Origin of the sequence: Carboxydocella sp. ULO1, from assembly GCF_002049255.1 — a bacterium.
GTDB lineage: Bacteria > Bacillota.
Window position 1 is genome coordinate 1 of record NZ_BDLQ01000058.1, and the last position, 14,982, is coordinate 14,982.

Annotated in this window: 16 protein-coding genes; all 16 read right to left on the reverse strand. The window is 50.9% G+C overall.

Going from position 1 to position 14,982, the window contains the following annotated elements; genetic code table 11:
- Positions 1–328, reverse strand: a 328-nt coding sequence (locus ULO1_RS08175) for a hypothetical protein (RefSeq protein ID WP_143325434.1), incomplete at its 3' end; no start/stop codon positions are given.
- A gap of 350 nt (positions 329–678) precedes the next feature.
- Positions 679–1,326, reverse strand: coding sequence for a fructose-6-phosphate aldolase (gene fsa, locus ULO1_RS08180; protein ID WP_078665375.1), 648 nt, complete (start codon positions 1,324–1,326; stop codon positions 679–681).
- On the reverse strand, positions 1,323–2,177 hold the full coding sequence (locus ULO1_RS08185) for a class II fructose-1,6-bisphosphate aldolase (RefSeq protein WP_079906497.1): 855 nt from the start codon (positions 2,175–2,177) through the stop codon (positions 1,323–1,325). Before ULO1_RS08185 ends, fsa begins: the two co-directional genes overlap by 4 nt.
- A 99-nt stretch (positions 2,178–2,276) precedes the next feature.
- Entirely contained in the window at positions 2,277–2,948 is a 672-nt protein-coding gene (locus tag ULO1_RS08190) for a hypothetical protein (RefSeq protein ID WP_079933363.1), read from the reverse strand.
- Positions 2,949–3,042: 94 nt separating this feature from the next.
- Positions 3,043–3,402: a response regulator gene (locus tag ULO1_RS08195; protein WP_078665378.1), complete on the reverse strand. Its 360-nt coding sequence runs from the start codon at positions 3,400–3,402 to the stop codon at positions 3,043–3,045.
- 150 nt (positions 3,403–3,552) lie between these two features.
- Positions 3,553–4,197 carry a YIP1 family protein gene (locus ULO1_RS08200; protein WP_159446549.1) on the reverse strand — a complete coding sequence of 215 codons (645 nt, stop codon included), beginning with the start codon at positions 4,195–4,197 and terminating at the stop codon, positions 3,553–3,555.
- 1 nt (position 4,198) lies between these two features.
- Positions 4,199–5,149 carry a signal peptide peptidase SppA gene (gene sppA, locus ULO1_RS08205; RefSeq protein ID WP_079906495.1) on the reverse strand — a complete coding sequence of 317 codons (951 nt, stop codon included), beginning with the start codon at positions 5,147–5,149 and terminating at the stop codon, positions 4,199–4,201.
- Between the two features lie 46 nt (positions 5,150–5,195).
- Positions 5,196–6,791, reverse strand: coding sequence for a CTP synthase (locus ULO1_RS08210; protein WP_078665381.1), 1,596 nt, complete (start codon positions 6,789–6,791; stop codon positions 5,196–5,198).
- 105 nt (positions 6,792–6,896) lie between these two features.
- The gene (gene rpoE, locus ULO1_RS08215) at positions 6,897–7,163 is read right to left on the reverse strand and encodes a DNA-directed RNA polymerase subunit delta (RefSeq protein WP_159071782.1); all 267 of its coding nucleotides are present in this window, start codon (positions 7,161–7,163) and stop codon (positions 6,897–6,899) included.
- Between the two features lie 110 nt (positions 7,164–7,273).
- A complete protein-coding gene (locus ULO1_RS08220; RefSeq protein ID WP_078665383.1) occupies positions 7,274–7,429 on the reverse strand; it encodes a XapX domain-containing protein in 156 nt (51 codons plus the stop codon).
- A 105-nt stretch (positions 7,430–7,534) separates the two neighbouring features.
- Complete coding sequence (argS, locus tag ULO1_RS08225) at positions 7,535–9,223, reverse strand: arginine--tRNA ligase (protein ID WP_079906494.1); 1,689 nt, start codon at positions 9,221–9,223, stop codon at positions 7,535–7,537.
- A 20-nt stretch (positions 9,224–9,243) separates the two neighbouring features.
- Positions 9,244–9,660 (reverse strand): DUF1934 domain-containing protein, encoded by a 417-nt coding sequence (locus tag ULO1_RS08230; RefSeq protein WP_159071781.1) that lies wholly within the window; start codon positions 9,658–9,660, stop codon positions 9,244–9,246.
- Between the two features lie 142 nt (positions 9,661–9,802).
- Positions 9,803–10,384, reverse strand: coding sequence for an indolepyruvate oxidoreductase subunit beta (locus tag ULO1_RS08235; protein WP_078665386.1), 582 nt, complete (start codon positions 10,382–10,384; stop codon positions 9,803–9,805).
- Positions 10,384–12,144, reverse strand: a complete 1,761-nt coding sequence (gene iorA / locus ULO1_RS08240) for an indolepyruvate ferredoxin oxidoreductase subunit alpha (protein WP_079933364.1) — start codon at positions 12,142–12,144, stop codon at positions 10,384–10,386. Before iorA ends, ULO1_RS08235 begins: the two co-directional genes overlap by 1 nt.
- On the reverse strand, positions 12,119–13,450 hold the full coding sequence (locus tag ULO1_RS08245) for a phenylacetate--CoA ligase family protein (protein ID WP_079933365.1): 1,332 nt from the start codon (positions 13,448–13,450) through the stop codon (positions 12,119–12,121). The genes iorA and ULO1_RS08245 overlap by 26 nt, the downstream gene beginning before the upstream one ends.
- Positions 13,440–14,960, reverse strand: coding sequence for a sodium:solute symporter (locus ULO1_RS08250; RefSeq protein ID WP_200805632.1), 1,521 nt, complete (start codon positions 14,958–14,960; stop codon positions 13,440–13,442). Before ULO1_RS08250 ends, ULO1_RS08245 begins: the two co-directional genes overlap by 11 nt.
- Positions 14,961–14,982: the final 22 nt, after the last annotated feature.

Genomic DNA, 14,982 nt, shown 5'->3' on the forward strand with positions numbered 1-14,982 from the left:
AGTTATTACTAATTGAATCTATAACTTTTTTAATTTCTAATCCAAATGGTTTTGATATGCTAATCTTAGGTACAGTTATATTTATTTTTTTCTGTTTCTTTCCAATTATTTTAAAATTGGTCTTTTTAAATTCATATAATGGAATCGTTTTAGAGATAACTATTTCTAAAATCTTATTAAGATTACTTTTCTGTTGCTCTAATAAAACTTTTTGTGTTTGATTTATTTCCCAAAGTATAAAAAAAGACAGAACTGATGTTATCAACAATACCATTCCTATTAAAACTAAAATCTGAAAAATTAAGCCCTTAGAATATATTTTTTTCAAAGTTCTCCTCCTCTCCTAGAACTTTTTTAATTTTAACAATATTAATCTAGAAAAACAAAAAACTGCCTGCAGTCAAAAGCAAACAGGACTCATAATTTACTAACTCAACTTTCGCATGTCTGAAAACCAAGTAAACTCTTGAAATAAGCGGAAAAACTGGCTTTTTCTACTGCTTTAATGACACTTTCCAATGGTTCTTGAGTATGTCTACTATCTTTATTGCTTGTCTCTTTTCTTTCATCACTTGTCCTCATATTTCTACCTTAACACTCTAAGTTATCCACATCAAGCCTTAAAGCATAATTTCCTAAAACAAAAAAGGCCTCTTCCCCGCGGGGAAGGGCCTTATTTTACTTGCCTGCTACCTTTTGCCAGTCGGCCAGGAACTTCTGAATCCCGATGTCAGTCAATGGATGCTTCAGCATTTGTTGCAATACCCCGTATGGGATGGTGGCAATATGGGCACCCGCTTTGGCTGCCTCAACTACATGCATGGGATGACGGATGGAAGCAGCGATGATTTCCGTTTCCAGTCCGTGCAAGTCGAAAATGGCAGCGATATCGGCAATCAGCTGGATACCATCATGGCTGATATCATCCAGGCGCCCGACAAAGGGGCTGACATAAGTGGCCCCCGCCAGGGCAGCCAGCAAGGCCTGGCTGGCGGAAAAAATCAGAGTGACATTGGTGCGAATCCCTTCTTTAGCCAGCACCTTAACCGCTTTCAAACCTTCGCCGGTCATGGGGATTTTGATCACGATATTGGGATGAATAGCTGCCAGCTGCCGGGCTTCAACCAGCATCCCTTCCGCTTCAGTGCTGATTACCTCGGCACTGATGGGCCCATCCACAATAGCGCAGATTTCCCGTACTACCTCTTCGAAATTTCGTCCTTCTCTGGCAATCAAGGACGGGTTAGTGGTAACTCCGGCAATGACTCCTAAATCGTTAGCTGCTTTAATTTCTTCGATATTGGCTGTATCAATAAACAATCTCATGCTTTACCACTGCTCCCGAATACCCGTATTTTTTCCCGGATTACTTCAATAGCCGCTTCCCTGGCCGGAGTCAGCACCTTGCGCGGATCAATTTCCTTTTCATCCCGAGCCAGCACTTCCCGCATGGCGGCGACGAAGGCTTCCCGGATATTGGTGTCAATATTTACCTTGCGCACCCCCAGACGGATGGCTTCCTGGATGGCTTCATCAGGTACACCGGAAGAACCATGCAAAACGATGGGAACATTCACCAGGGAGCGAATTTTCTTCAACCGCTCAAAATCCAGCTTGGGCACTCCCTTGTACTGACCATGGGCAGTACCGATAGCCACAGCCAGAGCATCTACGCCGGTGCGCTCTACAAAAATGCGGGCTTCTTCCGGGTCGGTGAACAAAGCCTCTTTTTCATCTACAGAGATATCATCCTCAGTACCACCGATTTTACCCAGTTCCGCTTCTACGGAAACACCTACTGCATGGGCCACGTCAATAACTTTTTTGGTAAGAGCAATATTTTCTTCCAGGGGTAATTTGGAACCATCGATCATGACGGACGAAAAGCCCGCCCGGATGCATTTCATCACCTGTTCGAAGCTGGTGCCATGGTCCAGATGCAGGGCCACCGGCACAGTAGCTTTTTCCGCTGCTGTTTTGGCCATTGCCACTATGTAATCCAATCCAGCATATTTGATGGCTCCCTGACTGGCCTGCATGATAACCGGAGCCTTTTCCGCTTCAGCTGCAGCGATGATCGCCTGGACAATTTCCATGTTGTTGCAGTTAAAGGCACCGACGGCATATCCGCCAGCTTCTGCCTCTTTCAGTAGTTCGGTAATAGGTACCAGTGCCATACGGATAACCTCCTTAATATTTTTAAATAGGCTGAAAAAGGAAAATACTAAACTTGTCCCTGCAAGTTTAGTATATGACCAGCCCAAACTCTTCTATGCTTATTTTTTGGTTTGTCCCTGGGGATAGGGAGAAAACAGCGGCGGTTCAATAATTGACAGGCTGCCGGCAGTCAATTCTACTTCCCTTAGGCTTTTGATAGCAGCTAATTCCTGTTCATTCTCCACATAAACTACCCCTACCGCATCACAATCCCGGCAATGCAGTTCTATTCGGTCAGGCAGAAGATCCATGCCGATATGGGGATTGCCACAACTGCAATAAACCGCCCCATCTACCGCCAGGTCCTGCAGATAACTGACCGCCTGTAACATCACTTCCGGGGCCCGAAAATAGTCGGCATCCTCTATCTCCTGCAGCAATTTCAGCAACTCGGCCTCGTGGTTTTTCACCAGGCGGGCTACCTGTTCTTTCGGGCCCAGGTGCCCCAGATCCAGTTTGCTGTCAGCACAGATCAGGTTCAGCACCTTCTTGCCCCATACCTGTTTGCGGTGGAACTGGTAGAGATGTTTGGCATCACAGAGGACACAATCCACCTGCAAATAAACTTCCTGTCCTTTTTTCATCTTAAAAGTTGCTACCCGTGCTCCGCAGGAACAGAAAATTTCCAGGCTCTGACCCTTATTCAGTTGAAAAAGCGACAAACTATGCAGTTCCAGCCGTCCACAGGCAGGACACCTGATCGCAACACTGGCCTGGGTTGTAATGACCATTGCTTTTACACCTCACTCGAAATTGAGTATTCGCCATCAACCCCCAAATTCCTGCTACGTTTTTGGTCCCACCCATAAAAATTTTGTCCCACTATCACAGGTATCTGGTTATGATCTGGCGCAACTCGTTGATATCAAAAGGTTTGGTCAAATACTCATCAATGCCTATTTTAGGCACCTGGGACATCACATCTAGCTCCCCGTATGCCGTCATTAAGATAATTCGACATTTTTCGCGTTTATCCTGCAATGCTTCTAAAACTTCCAAACCATTCATCCCCGGCATTTTCAAGTCAATCAACATGATGTCTGGCTGAAAACTAAGAAATTTTTCAATCGCTTCCTGGCCGCTAGCTGCCATTTCCAGCTGACTGGTTAAATCCTTGAGCGCTTCTCGCATTAACATGCGAATTCCTACCTGGTCATCCACAATTAAAATTTTCTTTTCTGCCAAATTTAGTCCCCCCAATCTCACTAGCTTAATTCCATATTCTGCACAAAAACAACTTTTCCTGCCAAAAAGGCAGGAATTTTATAAACAATCATATATTATGCTGGACAAACAAAAACCGCAGTTCGCACTGCGGTTGAGGTAAAGTCTTTTTCATAGAGAATTGAAAAAATCGCCAAAATGCTGAACAGCTATCCCAATACCTGCCCCGATTAAAATCAGGAACGCCAGGAAAATCAACAGAGGCGAAAATACAACCAACAAGGTGCGACCACTGCTGAGTTCGCTGATTTCCCGCATAGCCCAGTAGGGAAGGATCAGGGAACTGTAAATATATACAATCAGTGCTCCTAGTCCCAGCAACAATTGATTGAGCACCCCTATTGCCACCAGCGCCTGCAGGGGGATCATTACTACTTGCACCGTTTGGGCCAATGCAAGTGCTGAAAACAGCGCCAGAGCAGAGCGGGGTATTCCCCCTAACATCTCCGCCAGTACCTGAAAATACCCCGCTTGCATTACTAACCAGACCAGGGAAAACAACGCCCCTGCAATGATCATCAAAATCTGCATGGAAGGCAGGCGAAAAAACTCCTGAACGAGGGCCAGCTCCTCTGCCCCTTGAGGAACATTCTTCAATTCCCCCGGTAAAACCACATAAACCTGAGTAACCAGATTCAGGACCGCAACTATGATTACAGCCAGAAATGCCGCACCCGGCCGGGGCTGTTCCGCCAGAGAGCGAAAAAGACGCCGGGGCTGCACAAATACACCATAAATTAAATCCAGAAAACCCACGCTATTCTCCCCCTTTGATTCCACTCAACAGCTTCTTAAGAGCGGCTTCTTCCGCAGGAGACAGGCGCAAAGGCCCGCTCAGTCCGACAGTTTCAGTGCTGCCGAAGATCTTGCGCCAGGGGGAAGGTTTACCCAGTTCTACCAGTTCTGCTTCTTCATCCAGATGGGCCAACTCCCTGGTTTTTTCCACTGCGGTATAGAAGTTGCCCAGTTCATCTACCAACCCGGCCTCTTTGGCCTGGCGGCCGGTGAAAATCCGGCCATCAGCCAGGGCCTTGACCTTTTCCCGGGGCAATTTGCGCCCTTCAGCCACTACATCCACAAACTGTTCATAGATGTCATTGACCATGCCCTGCAGCAAAGCCTTTTCCGCCGGAGTCATAGGCCGGGCTTCACTGCCAATATCCTTCAACGGCCCGGATTTGATGGTATTATCGGTAATGCCCAGCTTGTCATACAGGCCTTTTAGTTCCTGAAACCGCATAATCACACCGATACTGCCGGTCATTGTAGCGGGATTAGCCACAATATAATCGGTTTTGGCAGCCAGCCAGTAACCGCCAGATGCCGCCACATCCCCCATGGAAGTGACTATCACCTTACCGGCTTCCCGCAGGCGGTCGATTTCTTCGCCTACCTCCTGGGAAGCAGCTGCACTGCCTCCCGGGCTGTTTATGCGCAGGATTACCGCCTTGATGCTATCATCTTCCCGGGCCTCCCTTAGTTGCTCCATCAAATCATCACCAGCAGCTACCGCCTGGCCAAAGATTCCATCCTCTGAGCGACCGCCTACAATGGGCCCTTCGACATATATAATTCCGATTTTATCCCCGCCTTTAGGGAGTGCAGCCTTTTTCTTTCCTTCTCCTCCCAAACCATTTTGTTTAATGGCCAGCAGTACCGGGATTACGATCACAGCGAGCAACACAAGGACTATGAGCCTTTTTTTCATGCTGTTCCCACCCTTCTCCTTACAGCTTATGGCGGGCTTTGCTGGCTTATGCCCTATTCAGAGCTGCACCGACAAAATCCCGGAACAGGGGATGGGGCCGGTTAGGCCGGGACTTGAATTCAGGGTGAAACTGGGTAGCCACAAACCAGGGGTGATCCGGCAATTCCACAATTTCTACCAGCCGCCCATCCGGACTGGTACCGGAAATCACCAGGCCCAGCTCAGTTAGCTGTTCCCTGAACTCGTTATTGAATTCAAAACGATGGCGATGGCGTTCATAAATCAGCTCTTCCCCGTAGGCCGTATAAGCCCTGCTGTCACTGGCGAGCTTGCAGGGATAGATGCCCAATCGCATGGTTCCTCCCATTTCCTCGATATCCTTCTGTTCCGGCAGCAGGTCGATAACAGGATAGGGAGTGTCACCAAACTCGGAACTGTTAGCTCCCTTCAATCCGGCTACATTACGGGCAAACTCGATCACAGCGCATTGCATACCCAGACAAATACCAAGGAAAGGAATCCCTTTCTCCCGGGCATAATTGATGGCCCGGATTTTGCCTTCAATTCCCCGATCCCCAAAGCCACCGGGTACCAGGATACCATCAGCTTCAGCCAGCAACTCGGCCGGATCCCGGCGTTCCATTTCCTCGGCACTGACCCAGAGGATATTAACAGCAGCTTCGTGATAAATACCGCCATGGCGCAGGGCCTCAGCCACACTCATGTAGGCATCCGGCAGCTCCACATATTTACCGACGACAGCGATATTGACAAAGGCGCGGGGATTCTTGACCTTTTCCACGATTTCTTCCCATTCCCGCAAATCCGCTTCCCCGCAGGTTAAGCCCAGTTTTTCGATCACGATATCATCCAGGCCCTCTTTTTTCAGCATCAGCGGCACTTCATATATGGAGGAAGCATCTACTGCCTGAATCACTGCTTCAGGATCGATGTCACAGAACAGGGCCAGTTTTTCTTCCATCTCCCGGGACAAAGGCCGTTCGGTCCGGCAAACGATAACATCCGGCTTTATCCCGATACTGCGCAGCTCCTTGACACTGTGCTGGGTGGGCTTGGTTTTCAGCTCACCAGCAGCTTTAATATAAGGTACAAGGGTAACATGAATGTAAAGGACATTTTCCTTACCGATATCCCCTTTAATCTGCCGGATGGCCTCTAGAAAAGGCAGGGACTCGATGTCACCGACAGTACCACCGATTTCTGTAATCACTACATCAGGATTGGACTCCCTGGCTACCCTGTAAATCCGGTCCTTGATTTCATTGGTGATATGGGGAATAACCTGTACTGTTCCGCCCAGATAGTCCCCTTTCCGTTCCTTGCTGATTACCGACCAGTAGATTTTGCCGGTGGTCACATTGGAGTTTTTGGTAACACTGATGTCGACAAAGCGCTCATAATGCCCCAGGTCCAGGTCTGTCTCCGCTCCGTCATCGGTAACAAAGACTTCACCGTGCTGGTAGGGGCTCATGGTGCCGGGATCCACGTTGATGTAGGGATCAAACTTCTGGATAGCCACCTTCAGGCCTCTGCTTTTCAGGAGCCGACCTAAAGAGGCCGCAGTGATCCCTTTTCCCAGTGATGAAACTACTCCGCCCGTCACAAAGATGTACTTGGTCATTATAATTTTGCCCCCTCACAAAAAGAACAAATCAGCCGTGTACCAGCTGATTTGTTTTTTTTCCATACTGTACTATTTTAGCTTGTGGCGTCGATAATTGTCAAGTTAGATATCCCAGCTGTCATCAGGGGTGGTCCTGGTACCTACCAGTTCCCGTATGCTCCACAGCCCTTCACCCAGGTGAACAAATCTCTGGTCCAGGTTGATTTCCGTATAGGCACTGGCCATCAGCTGGGGCAAACTGCCCTTGAGCTGGCCTTCATTTTTTTGCTGTTCAGCCACTACCTGTTCCAGCAATTGCCGTACCGGTAAGGGTCTTTGTGCCTCCCTGAGGATGCGATAAGCCAATTCGGCATAGGAGTATTTTGCCACTGCTCCCAACTCCTCTCCCGCTTTCGGGGATATTGTTTGATACAATATTCGCCGTTTGTCAACGATTTCCTGCTGCTCTCACCAAAAAAACAAAAGCGCCAACCAGCAGGTCAGCGCAAGTTTTGCGAAACAATATAGCCCAGAAAGATGCCGACTATGCCCATAATCCCCGTCAAACTAGCGGGAGCTGGAATGGGCAGTTTCATGAAACCAAAAACCAGGCCTACGATGGCGCCGGACAAAGTGGCCATCAGCAGTTCTTTCATCGGTCATCCTCCTTTCCGCCGTTTCAGCCCCTCACACCCAACCGCCTCCTTTAATAGAAGGCAATTCTTATTATACGGAAAGGTCAGACCTTTGACAAGTGCTTTTTACATCCGTTCCGGAGCAGTTACTCCCAGCAGCCGCAAAGTATTGGCCAGAGCGATCTGAGTAGCCTTCACCAGTAAGACCCGGGCCTGATAGATTTTCTCTTCCTCCCCGATCACCCGGCAATGATTATAGAAACTGTGGAAAGCCGCTGCCAGCTCGTGGGCATAACGGGCAATCCGGTGGGGTTCCAGGTTAATAGCCGCATAAGCAATCTCATCCGGCAGTTCCGCCAGTTTTTTGAGCAGATCCTGCTCTTCCGGTTGTTGCAGGCAGGCAAAATCCGCTTTTTCCACTGCCGGCAAGCTCAGCCCCTTCTCCTCGACCTGGCGCAGAATACTGCAGATACGGGCATGGGCATACTGGACATAATAGACCGGGTTTTCACTGGATTGAGTCCTGGCCAGGTCCAGGTCGAAATCCAGGTGGCTATCCGCACTGCGCATGATGAAGAAGTAACGGGCGGCATCTACCCCTACCTCTTCAATCAAATCCTCCAGGGTTACAAACTCCCCGGAACGCTTGGACATGCGGACAATTTCGCCGCCTTTGAAAAGGCGCACCAGCTGCATGATCACCACATCCAGCTTGTCCGGATCATAACCTAAAGCCGCCATAGCCCCTTTCATCCGGGCTACATGGCCGTGGTGATCAGCCCCCCAGATATTGATTACCCGTTCAAACCCGCGGTCAAACTTGTTCTTATGGTAAGCGATATCGGCCGCGAAGTAAGTAGGTACTCCATTTTTGCGAACCACTACTTCATCCTTGTCATCTCCGAAAGCGGTTGCCTTAAACCAGAGAGCCCCGTCTTCTTCGTAAATATAGCCTTTCTGCCGCAGTTCCTCGATGACATTGGTCACCGCCCCGGAGTCATGAAGGGATTGCTCACTGAACCAGACATCATAGTGAACGCCAAAGCGCTCCAGGACAGTTTTGATCGCCCCCAGTTTTTCCTTGAGGCCAAACTGGATAAAATAAGCCCGGCGCTCAGCAGGAGCAACTGTCAGCCATTTGTCCCCTTCCTGATCGATCAGTTTCTGCATAGTCTCGATAATATCCCGACCATGGTAGCCCTCTTCCGGAAATTCTACATCCTGGCCCAGTAATTGCAAATAACGGGCTTCCAGGGATTTGCCGAAATTTTCGATCTGGTTACCGGCATCATTGATATAAAACTCCCGGGTCACAGCATGACCGGAAAAATCCAGTAAAGCCGCAATGGTATCTCCTAAAGCCGCCCCCCGGGCATTGCCCATATGCAACAAACCGGTAGGGTTAGCGGAAACAAACTCCACCTGAACCTTTTTGCCACCACCGACCTGAGTGCGCCCGTAATCTGCCCCTTTGTTCAGCACTAGAGGTACCACCTGTTGCAGCCAGCGAGGATTTAAGCGGAAATTGATAAAACCCGGTCCCGCTACTTCAATAGCAGTAACTGTCTCCCCCAGTTTTGCTTGCAGGTAAGGCAGCAAGGTTTCGGCAATCTGCCGGGGCGCTTTTCTGGCCTGACGGGTTAGTAACATAGCGATATTAGTAGCAAAATCACCGTGAGCTTTTTCCCGCGGTATCTCCAGCACAAATTCGGGTATACTTTCAAGGGTCAGCTCTCCCCGCTCACGGCTCTCTTCCACCGCATAAAGGATGGCTTCATTCAACTGTTGGCGCAAGCTGGCAATCAAATTATCCATACACTGTTCCTCCTACCCACTCATTCTGCCTGGAAATTTATTTCCAACCAGTGGATGCCTATGTATTCTCCTGCCAAAAAAAGTTCATACTTTAGCTTAATATTTCCACCGGTCTCTGTCAAGTTTACCTCTGTCTGAATCGTTCTGGTTTCCAGGGCCAACTGTCCGTAGGGAGTGCGATAATTCCCCCGGCAATGTCTCCCCCGGCAAAAGCTCTGTTCCATTTCCACAGCTCCCCGGCGGCGAACTGTCAATTCCTCCCCATCCACCGTGATTTCCGTCCGGGTATCCAGCCCTGTTTCCGCCGGTTCCTGATAGAACAGGCGATACTGGTTGTTTTCCCTCAGATAATAGCCAGTGGTTTCCCACTCTCCCCCGCTATATTCTCCCCCTTTTTCCTGCTGATAACTGCGCAGCTGAATTTTCACCGTTAACACCCTGATCACCTCACCCGAGCTAAAAAAAATACCAGGTATCATTGTTTATGATACCCGGTTTCAAGGGGGACTGAAAAGATGTTATGCATAACCACTAACATAATAGCAAAACTTTTTGAATTTGCCAAGTCCTTTTTCGACATTAATCGACATTTTTCGCGAAACCCAGTTGAAAGGCTGTTAAATTGCTTTCCAGGAAACGGGCTGGAACTCTCGCTTGAATGGCTGCTTCCCAGTCAGCCAGAGCCCAGGGCAACCGGGCTGCCAGGGCCCCCAGCAAAACCAGGTTGGCACCCCTGGGGTTACCAGCCTGGCCGGCCAGTTCCTCGGCCGCTATTACCTGCACCTGCCCATAGGCTGCCAGTTTCCCGGTAACTTCTTGCGGATACGGGGCCGCCCCGATTACCACCGGTAGCGGGGGAATTTGCCGTTGATTGACAATGATTATTCCACCGGGCCGCAAATAATGAGCATAGCGCAGGGCCTCCAGTTCCTCAAAGGCTACTATGATATCGGCTTCCCCGCTTTCCACCAGGGGTGAAAAAACTTTTTCCCCTACCCGAACATGAGTGATCACACTTCCCCCCCGCTGAGCCATGCCGTGGATTTCCGACATCTTTACATCCAGCCCCTGGGCCAGGGCCGCCGCTGCCAGAACTTTGGCTGCTAGAATGGTTCCCTGACCACCTACTCCTACCAGCAATATATTCAGTATATCTGCCATTATGCCTCGCCCCCCTTGCTGCTGATGGCCTCCACCGGACATACCCGGGCACAGAGGTCACAACCATTACATAAAGCCTGATCGATCACCGGCTTGTCCTCTCCCTTGCTAATGGCGGGACAACCCAGGGAGATACAGCGCCCACAGTTAAGGCATTTTTCCGGGTCAATAGCCAGAGGCGGGTTTTTCTCCTTGACGATCAGGGCACAGGGGCGCCGTACGATTATTACTGAAGGCTCAGCAGCAGCCAGTTCTTCCTTCAGGATTTGCCGGAATGCTTTCAGTTCAAAGGGATCCACTTCAGCTATTCTTTTAACCCCACAGGCCCGGGCAATCGCCGCCAGGTCCACCTGGGGAGCCGCTTCCCCGCTCAGCCGCTGGCCAGTGCCAGGGTGAGGCTGGTGTCCCGTCATGGCTGTCGTCCGGTTATCCAGAATCAGCACCGTGCCGGTTCCGCCATTATAAACCAGGTCCAGCAAACCGGTAATACCGGAATGCAGGAAGGTGGAATCCCCGATCACCGCTACCGTCCGCCCTTTAAATTCTTCCGGATTGGCCTTTTCCATCCCCAGGGCCGCGCCGATACTGGCACCCATACAGATACAGGTATCTATGGCATTGAGAGGCGGCAATACTCCCAGGGTATAGCAGCCGATATCCCCGGCCACCCGCAGCTTCAATTCCCGCAGCATGAAAAAGGTAGCACGGTGGGGACAACCAGGACACAATACCGGTGGCCGATTGGGCACTTCCTGGCCTTGCGGTTGCCGGGGCAAATATTCTGCCTCCTCCTGCCGCCCACAAGCCAGCAGGATTTGCCGCCGCACCAGGGTTGCGCTCAATTCCCCCACCGGCGGGAAGAGCTCTTTGCCCTGCACCATAATCCCCATGGCCTTGACCTGTTCTTCAATCAAACCATCCAGTTCCTCCACAACGAAGACCTGTTCCACCCCAGCGGCCAGTTCCTTTATTTTTTCTATCGGCAGGGGATTGGTCAGTCCCAGTTTCAACACTGTTGCCCGCGGAAAAGCTTCCCGAACATACTGATAACAAATACCGGAAGTGATAATACCCATATCCCGGTCTCCCCACTCCAGACGGTTAATCTCCGCCGTTTCCGCCCAGGCAGCCAGCTGGCGCATCCTTTCTTCCACTACCAGATGGCGCTGCCGTCCGTAAGCAGGAATCATCACATATTTCTGCGGGTTTTTCTGGTAGGGTTTTACTTCCGTAACCAGGGGTTCTCCCAGCTCTACCAGCGTCTGGCTATGGGCAATCCGGGTATGAGTTCTGAGCATAACCGGGGTATCAAATTGTTCGGAGAGAGCCAGTCCCAGCAGGACAAAATCCTTGCATTCCTGGCTGTCTGCCGGTTCTAATACCGGAATTTTAGCCAGACGCCCGTAATAGCGGGAATCCTGCTCATTCTGGGAGCTGTGCATCCCCGGGTCGTCAGCAGCTACCAGCAAAAAGCCACCATTAACACCGGTATAAGCCAGAGTCAGCAAGGGGTCAGCAGCCACATTAACCCCAACGTGTTTCATGGTCACAATCGTGCGGGCCCCGGCAATAGCCGCCCCTGCCCCCACTTCCAGGGCCACCTTCTCATTGGGAGACCACTGGGCCTTGATGTTCGGGTATTTGGTCATGTTTTCCAGAATCTCTGTACTGGGTGTGCCCGGATAACCGGCAGCTACCACAACCCCGGCTTCATAAGCTCCCCGGGCAATGGCCTCATTGCCTGTCAGCAGTTCCTTCATTCTTTCTCCCCTTCCCCTCTTGCCGTAAATCCAGCACCCTTCTGGCTTTGCCGGTGAAACGCTCAATACTTCCCGGTGCTGCCAGAGTGACTTTGGTGCCAATAGATAAAACATTTTGCAACTTGTGGCGAATTTCCTCTTCGATTTCCACCAGTTTCTTATAATCATCAGTAAAGTATTCTTCTTTTAATTCCACCCGAACCTCCAGATCATCCAGAAAGCCCTTTTTCCGTACCACCAGCTGGTAATGGGGAGCTACGGCCGGTACAGTCAACAAAACGCTTTCCACCTGGGTGGGGAAAACATTGACACCTCGAATCACCAGCATGTCATCAGAACGGCCACAAACCCGGCTCATGCGCACAAGAGTACGGCCACAGGCACAGGGAGCATAGTCAAGGGTAGCCAGGTCCCGGGTCCGATAGCGCAAAATAGGCAAGGCCTCTTTGGTCAGCGGAGTAAACACCAGTTCCCCCTGTTCACCCGGACCAACCGGTTCACCGGTCTCGGGATTGATCAGTTCCACCAGAAAGTGGTCTTCATTAATATGCAATCCCTGGCGCGCCTGGCATTCCCCCGCTACACCCGGTCCCATCACTTCACTTAATCCGTAATTGTCAGTAGCAAACAGGCCCCATTCCGCCTCAATTTGCTGCCTGATTTCCTCCGACCAGGGCTCGGAGCCAAACAGGCCGATTCTTAAGCCCAGGGAACGGGGTTCAACCCCCATCCCCCGGGCTACTTCCGCCAGGTAAAGGGCGTAGGAAGGCGTACTGACCAGCACTGTAGTGCCAAAATCCTGCATCAACATGATCTGTTTCTCGGAATTGCCGGTAGAAGCCGGCACTATGGTAACCCCCACCTCTTCCAGACCATAATGCAATCCAAAAGCACCGGTAAACAAGCCGTAGCCAAAACAGATCTGGGCGATATCCCGCCGCTCAACTCCGGCCATGGTTACAATCCGGGCAATCAGATTGGCCCAGGTTTTCAGATCCTGTTTGGTATAACCGACAACAGTAGGCTTGCCGGTAGTACCGGAGGAGGCGTGCAAACGCACGATTTCCTCCAGCGGTACGGCAAACAGACCATAGGGATACTGCTCCCGCAAAACATCCTTGGTAGTAAAAGGCAACAAACGCACATCTTCCAGGCTGCGAATATCCGCCGGGGTTACTCCCTGCTCATCCAGCAGTTCCCGGTAATAGGGTACCCGTTCATAGGCTCTTTTCACTGTTGCCTGTAAACGTTCCAGCTGGATTGCCTGCAGCTCTTCCCGGTTCAAGCTCTCCTCCTTATCCCACATCCACCATTGCTCCTTCCTCTCCCTGGTTGATTCCACCTTCCTCACCGAATACCAGGGCCAGGTGATCCGCCGGTAATTGTTGACCCACCAGACTGAACACCGGTACCGTCAGGATAGAGGTCAACATGGCCAGACACCCGCCTAGAGGTATATATTTGGCATCCATCTGAAAATACCAGGCCCAGATAATGGAGAATGCCGCTCCTGCCACCATCCCGGCCAGAGCCCCCGTTTGATTGACCCGGCGGCTGTACAGCCCCCAGAGATAGGGTCCCAGAAAAGCCCCGGCCACCGTCCCCCAGGATAAAGCCATCAGGGTCAGGATAATTGCGGGTTTTTGCAGGGCAATATAGAGGGAAAAGCCGACAAAAACCAGGCTGAACAAACGCAACAGCTGCAAAACCCGACGGGGGGTTAAACCAGGGGCCAGCCAGCTATGGATCACATCCATGGTCAGGGCTGAACTGGCCACCAGTACCAGAGAAGATAGAGTCGACATGGAAGCGGATAAGACCAGCAGCAAGATGACCGCTGCTGCCCATTCCGGCAGGGCCTGTTTTAAAATCAGGGGCATGATCAGGTCGGCAGAAGGTTTCCCTGTGACCGGATCCAGGGGAATCTGGTCAAAAAAGAGGCGGCTGAAGGCACCGATGCCATAAGCTGCTCCGGAAATCAACAGGGCAAATAAGGTAGTGATACGAGTAGCGGTGTAGACCACTTTCTCATCGCGAATTGCACAGAATTTTTGCACCATCTGGGGCATCCCCCAGGTACCAAAGCTGGTAAGCAAGACCAGGGCCAGCAATTGCTCCAGACCCGGGCCCTGGGGAAAAAAACTGACCAGCTGGCTCCCCTTCTCTGCCAGCCGGCTGATACCGGTAGCCAGACCGCCTACCTGGGGAGCATGGAGGATATACCAGGTCATCACTCCGACTCCCCCCAGCATGACAATCCCCTGAATAAAATCTGTAACCGCTACTGCCAGATAACCGCCCAGAATAAGAAATACTGCCGTCACGGCAGCCATCAGCCAGGCCACCAGGGCGTAGGGAAGACCAAAGATTTGTTCAAAAAGGTAGCTTAAGCCCATGTAAACGGAAGCAGAATAAGGCACTAGGAAAACAAAAATCAAACTGGATGCCAGTACCTTCATCAGCGGACTCTGATAGCGGGCCCGGAAAAATTCCGGCATAGTCATCACTCCCAGGCGCTCTGTCATTTGCCTGGTGGGACGGGCCAGCACCTTCCAGGCCAGCCAGCTGCCCAGCAGGGCATTGCCGAGAGCGACCCAGAGAGCGCTTAAACCAAACCCCCATCCTACTTTACCGGCATAACCAACAAAAAGAACGGCAGAAAAGTAAGTGGTACCATAAGCAAAAGCAGTCATCCAGGGCCCGACCTTCCTGCCTCCCAGAAAGAAGTCTCCCGGTGTCCTGTTTTTGCTGCGCGCCCACCAACCACTGCCGATCAGGATTGAAACAAAAAGAACCAGCAACACCCATTTAATCATTCTACCATACCTCCGTTCTGCT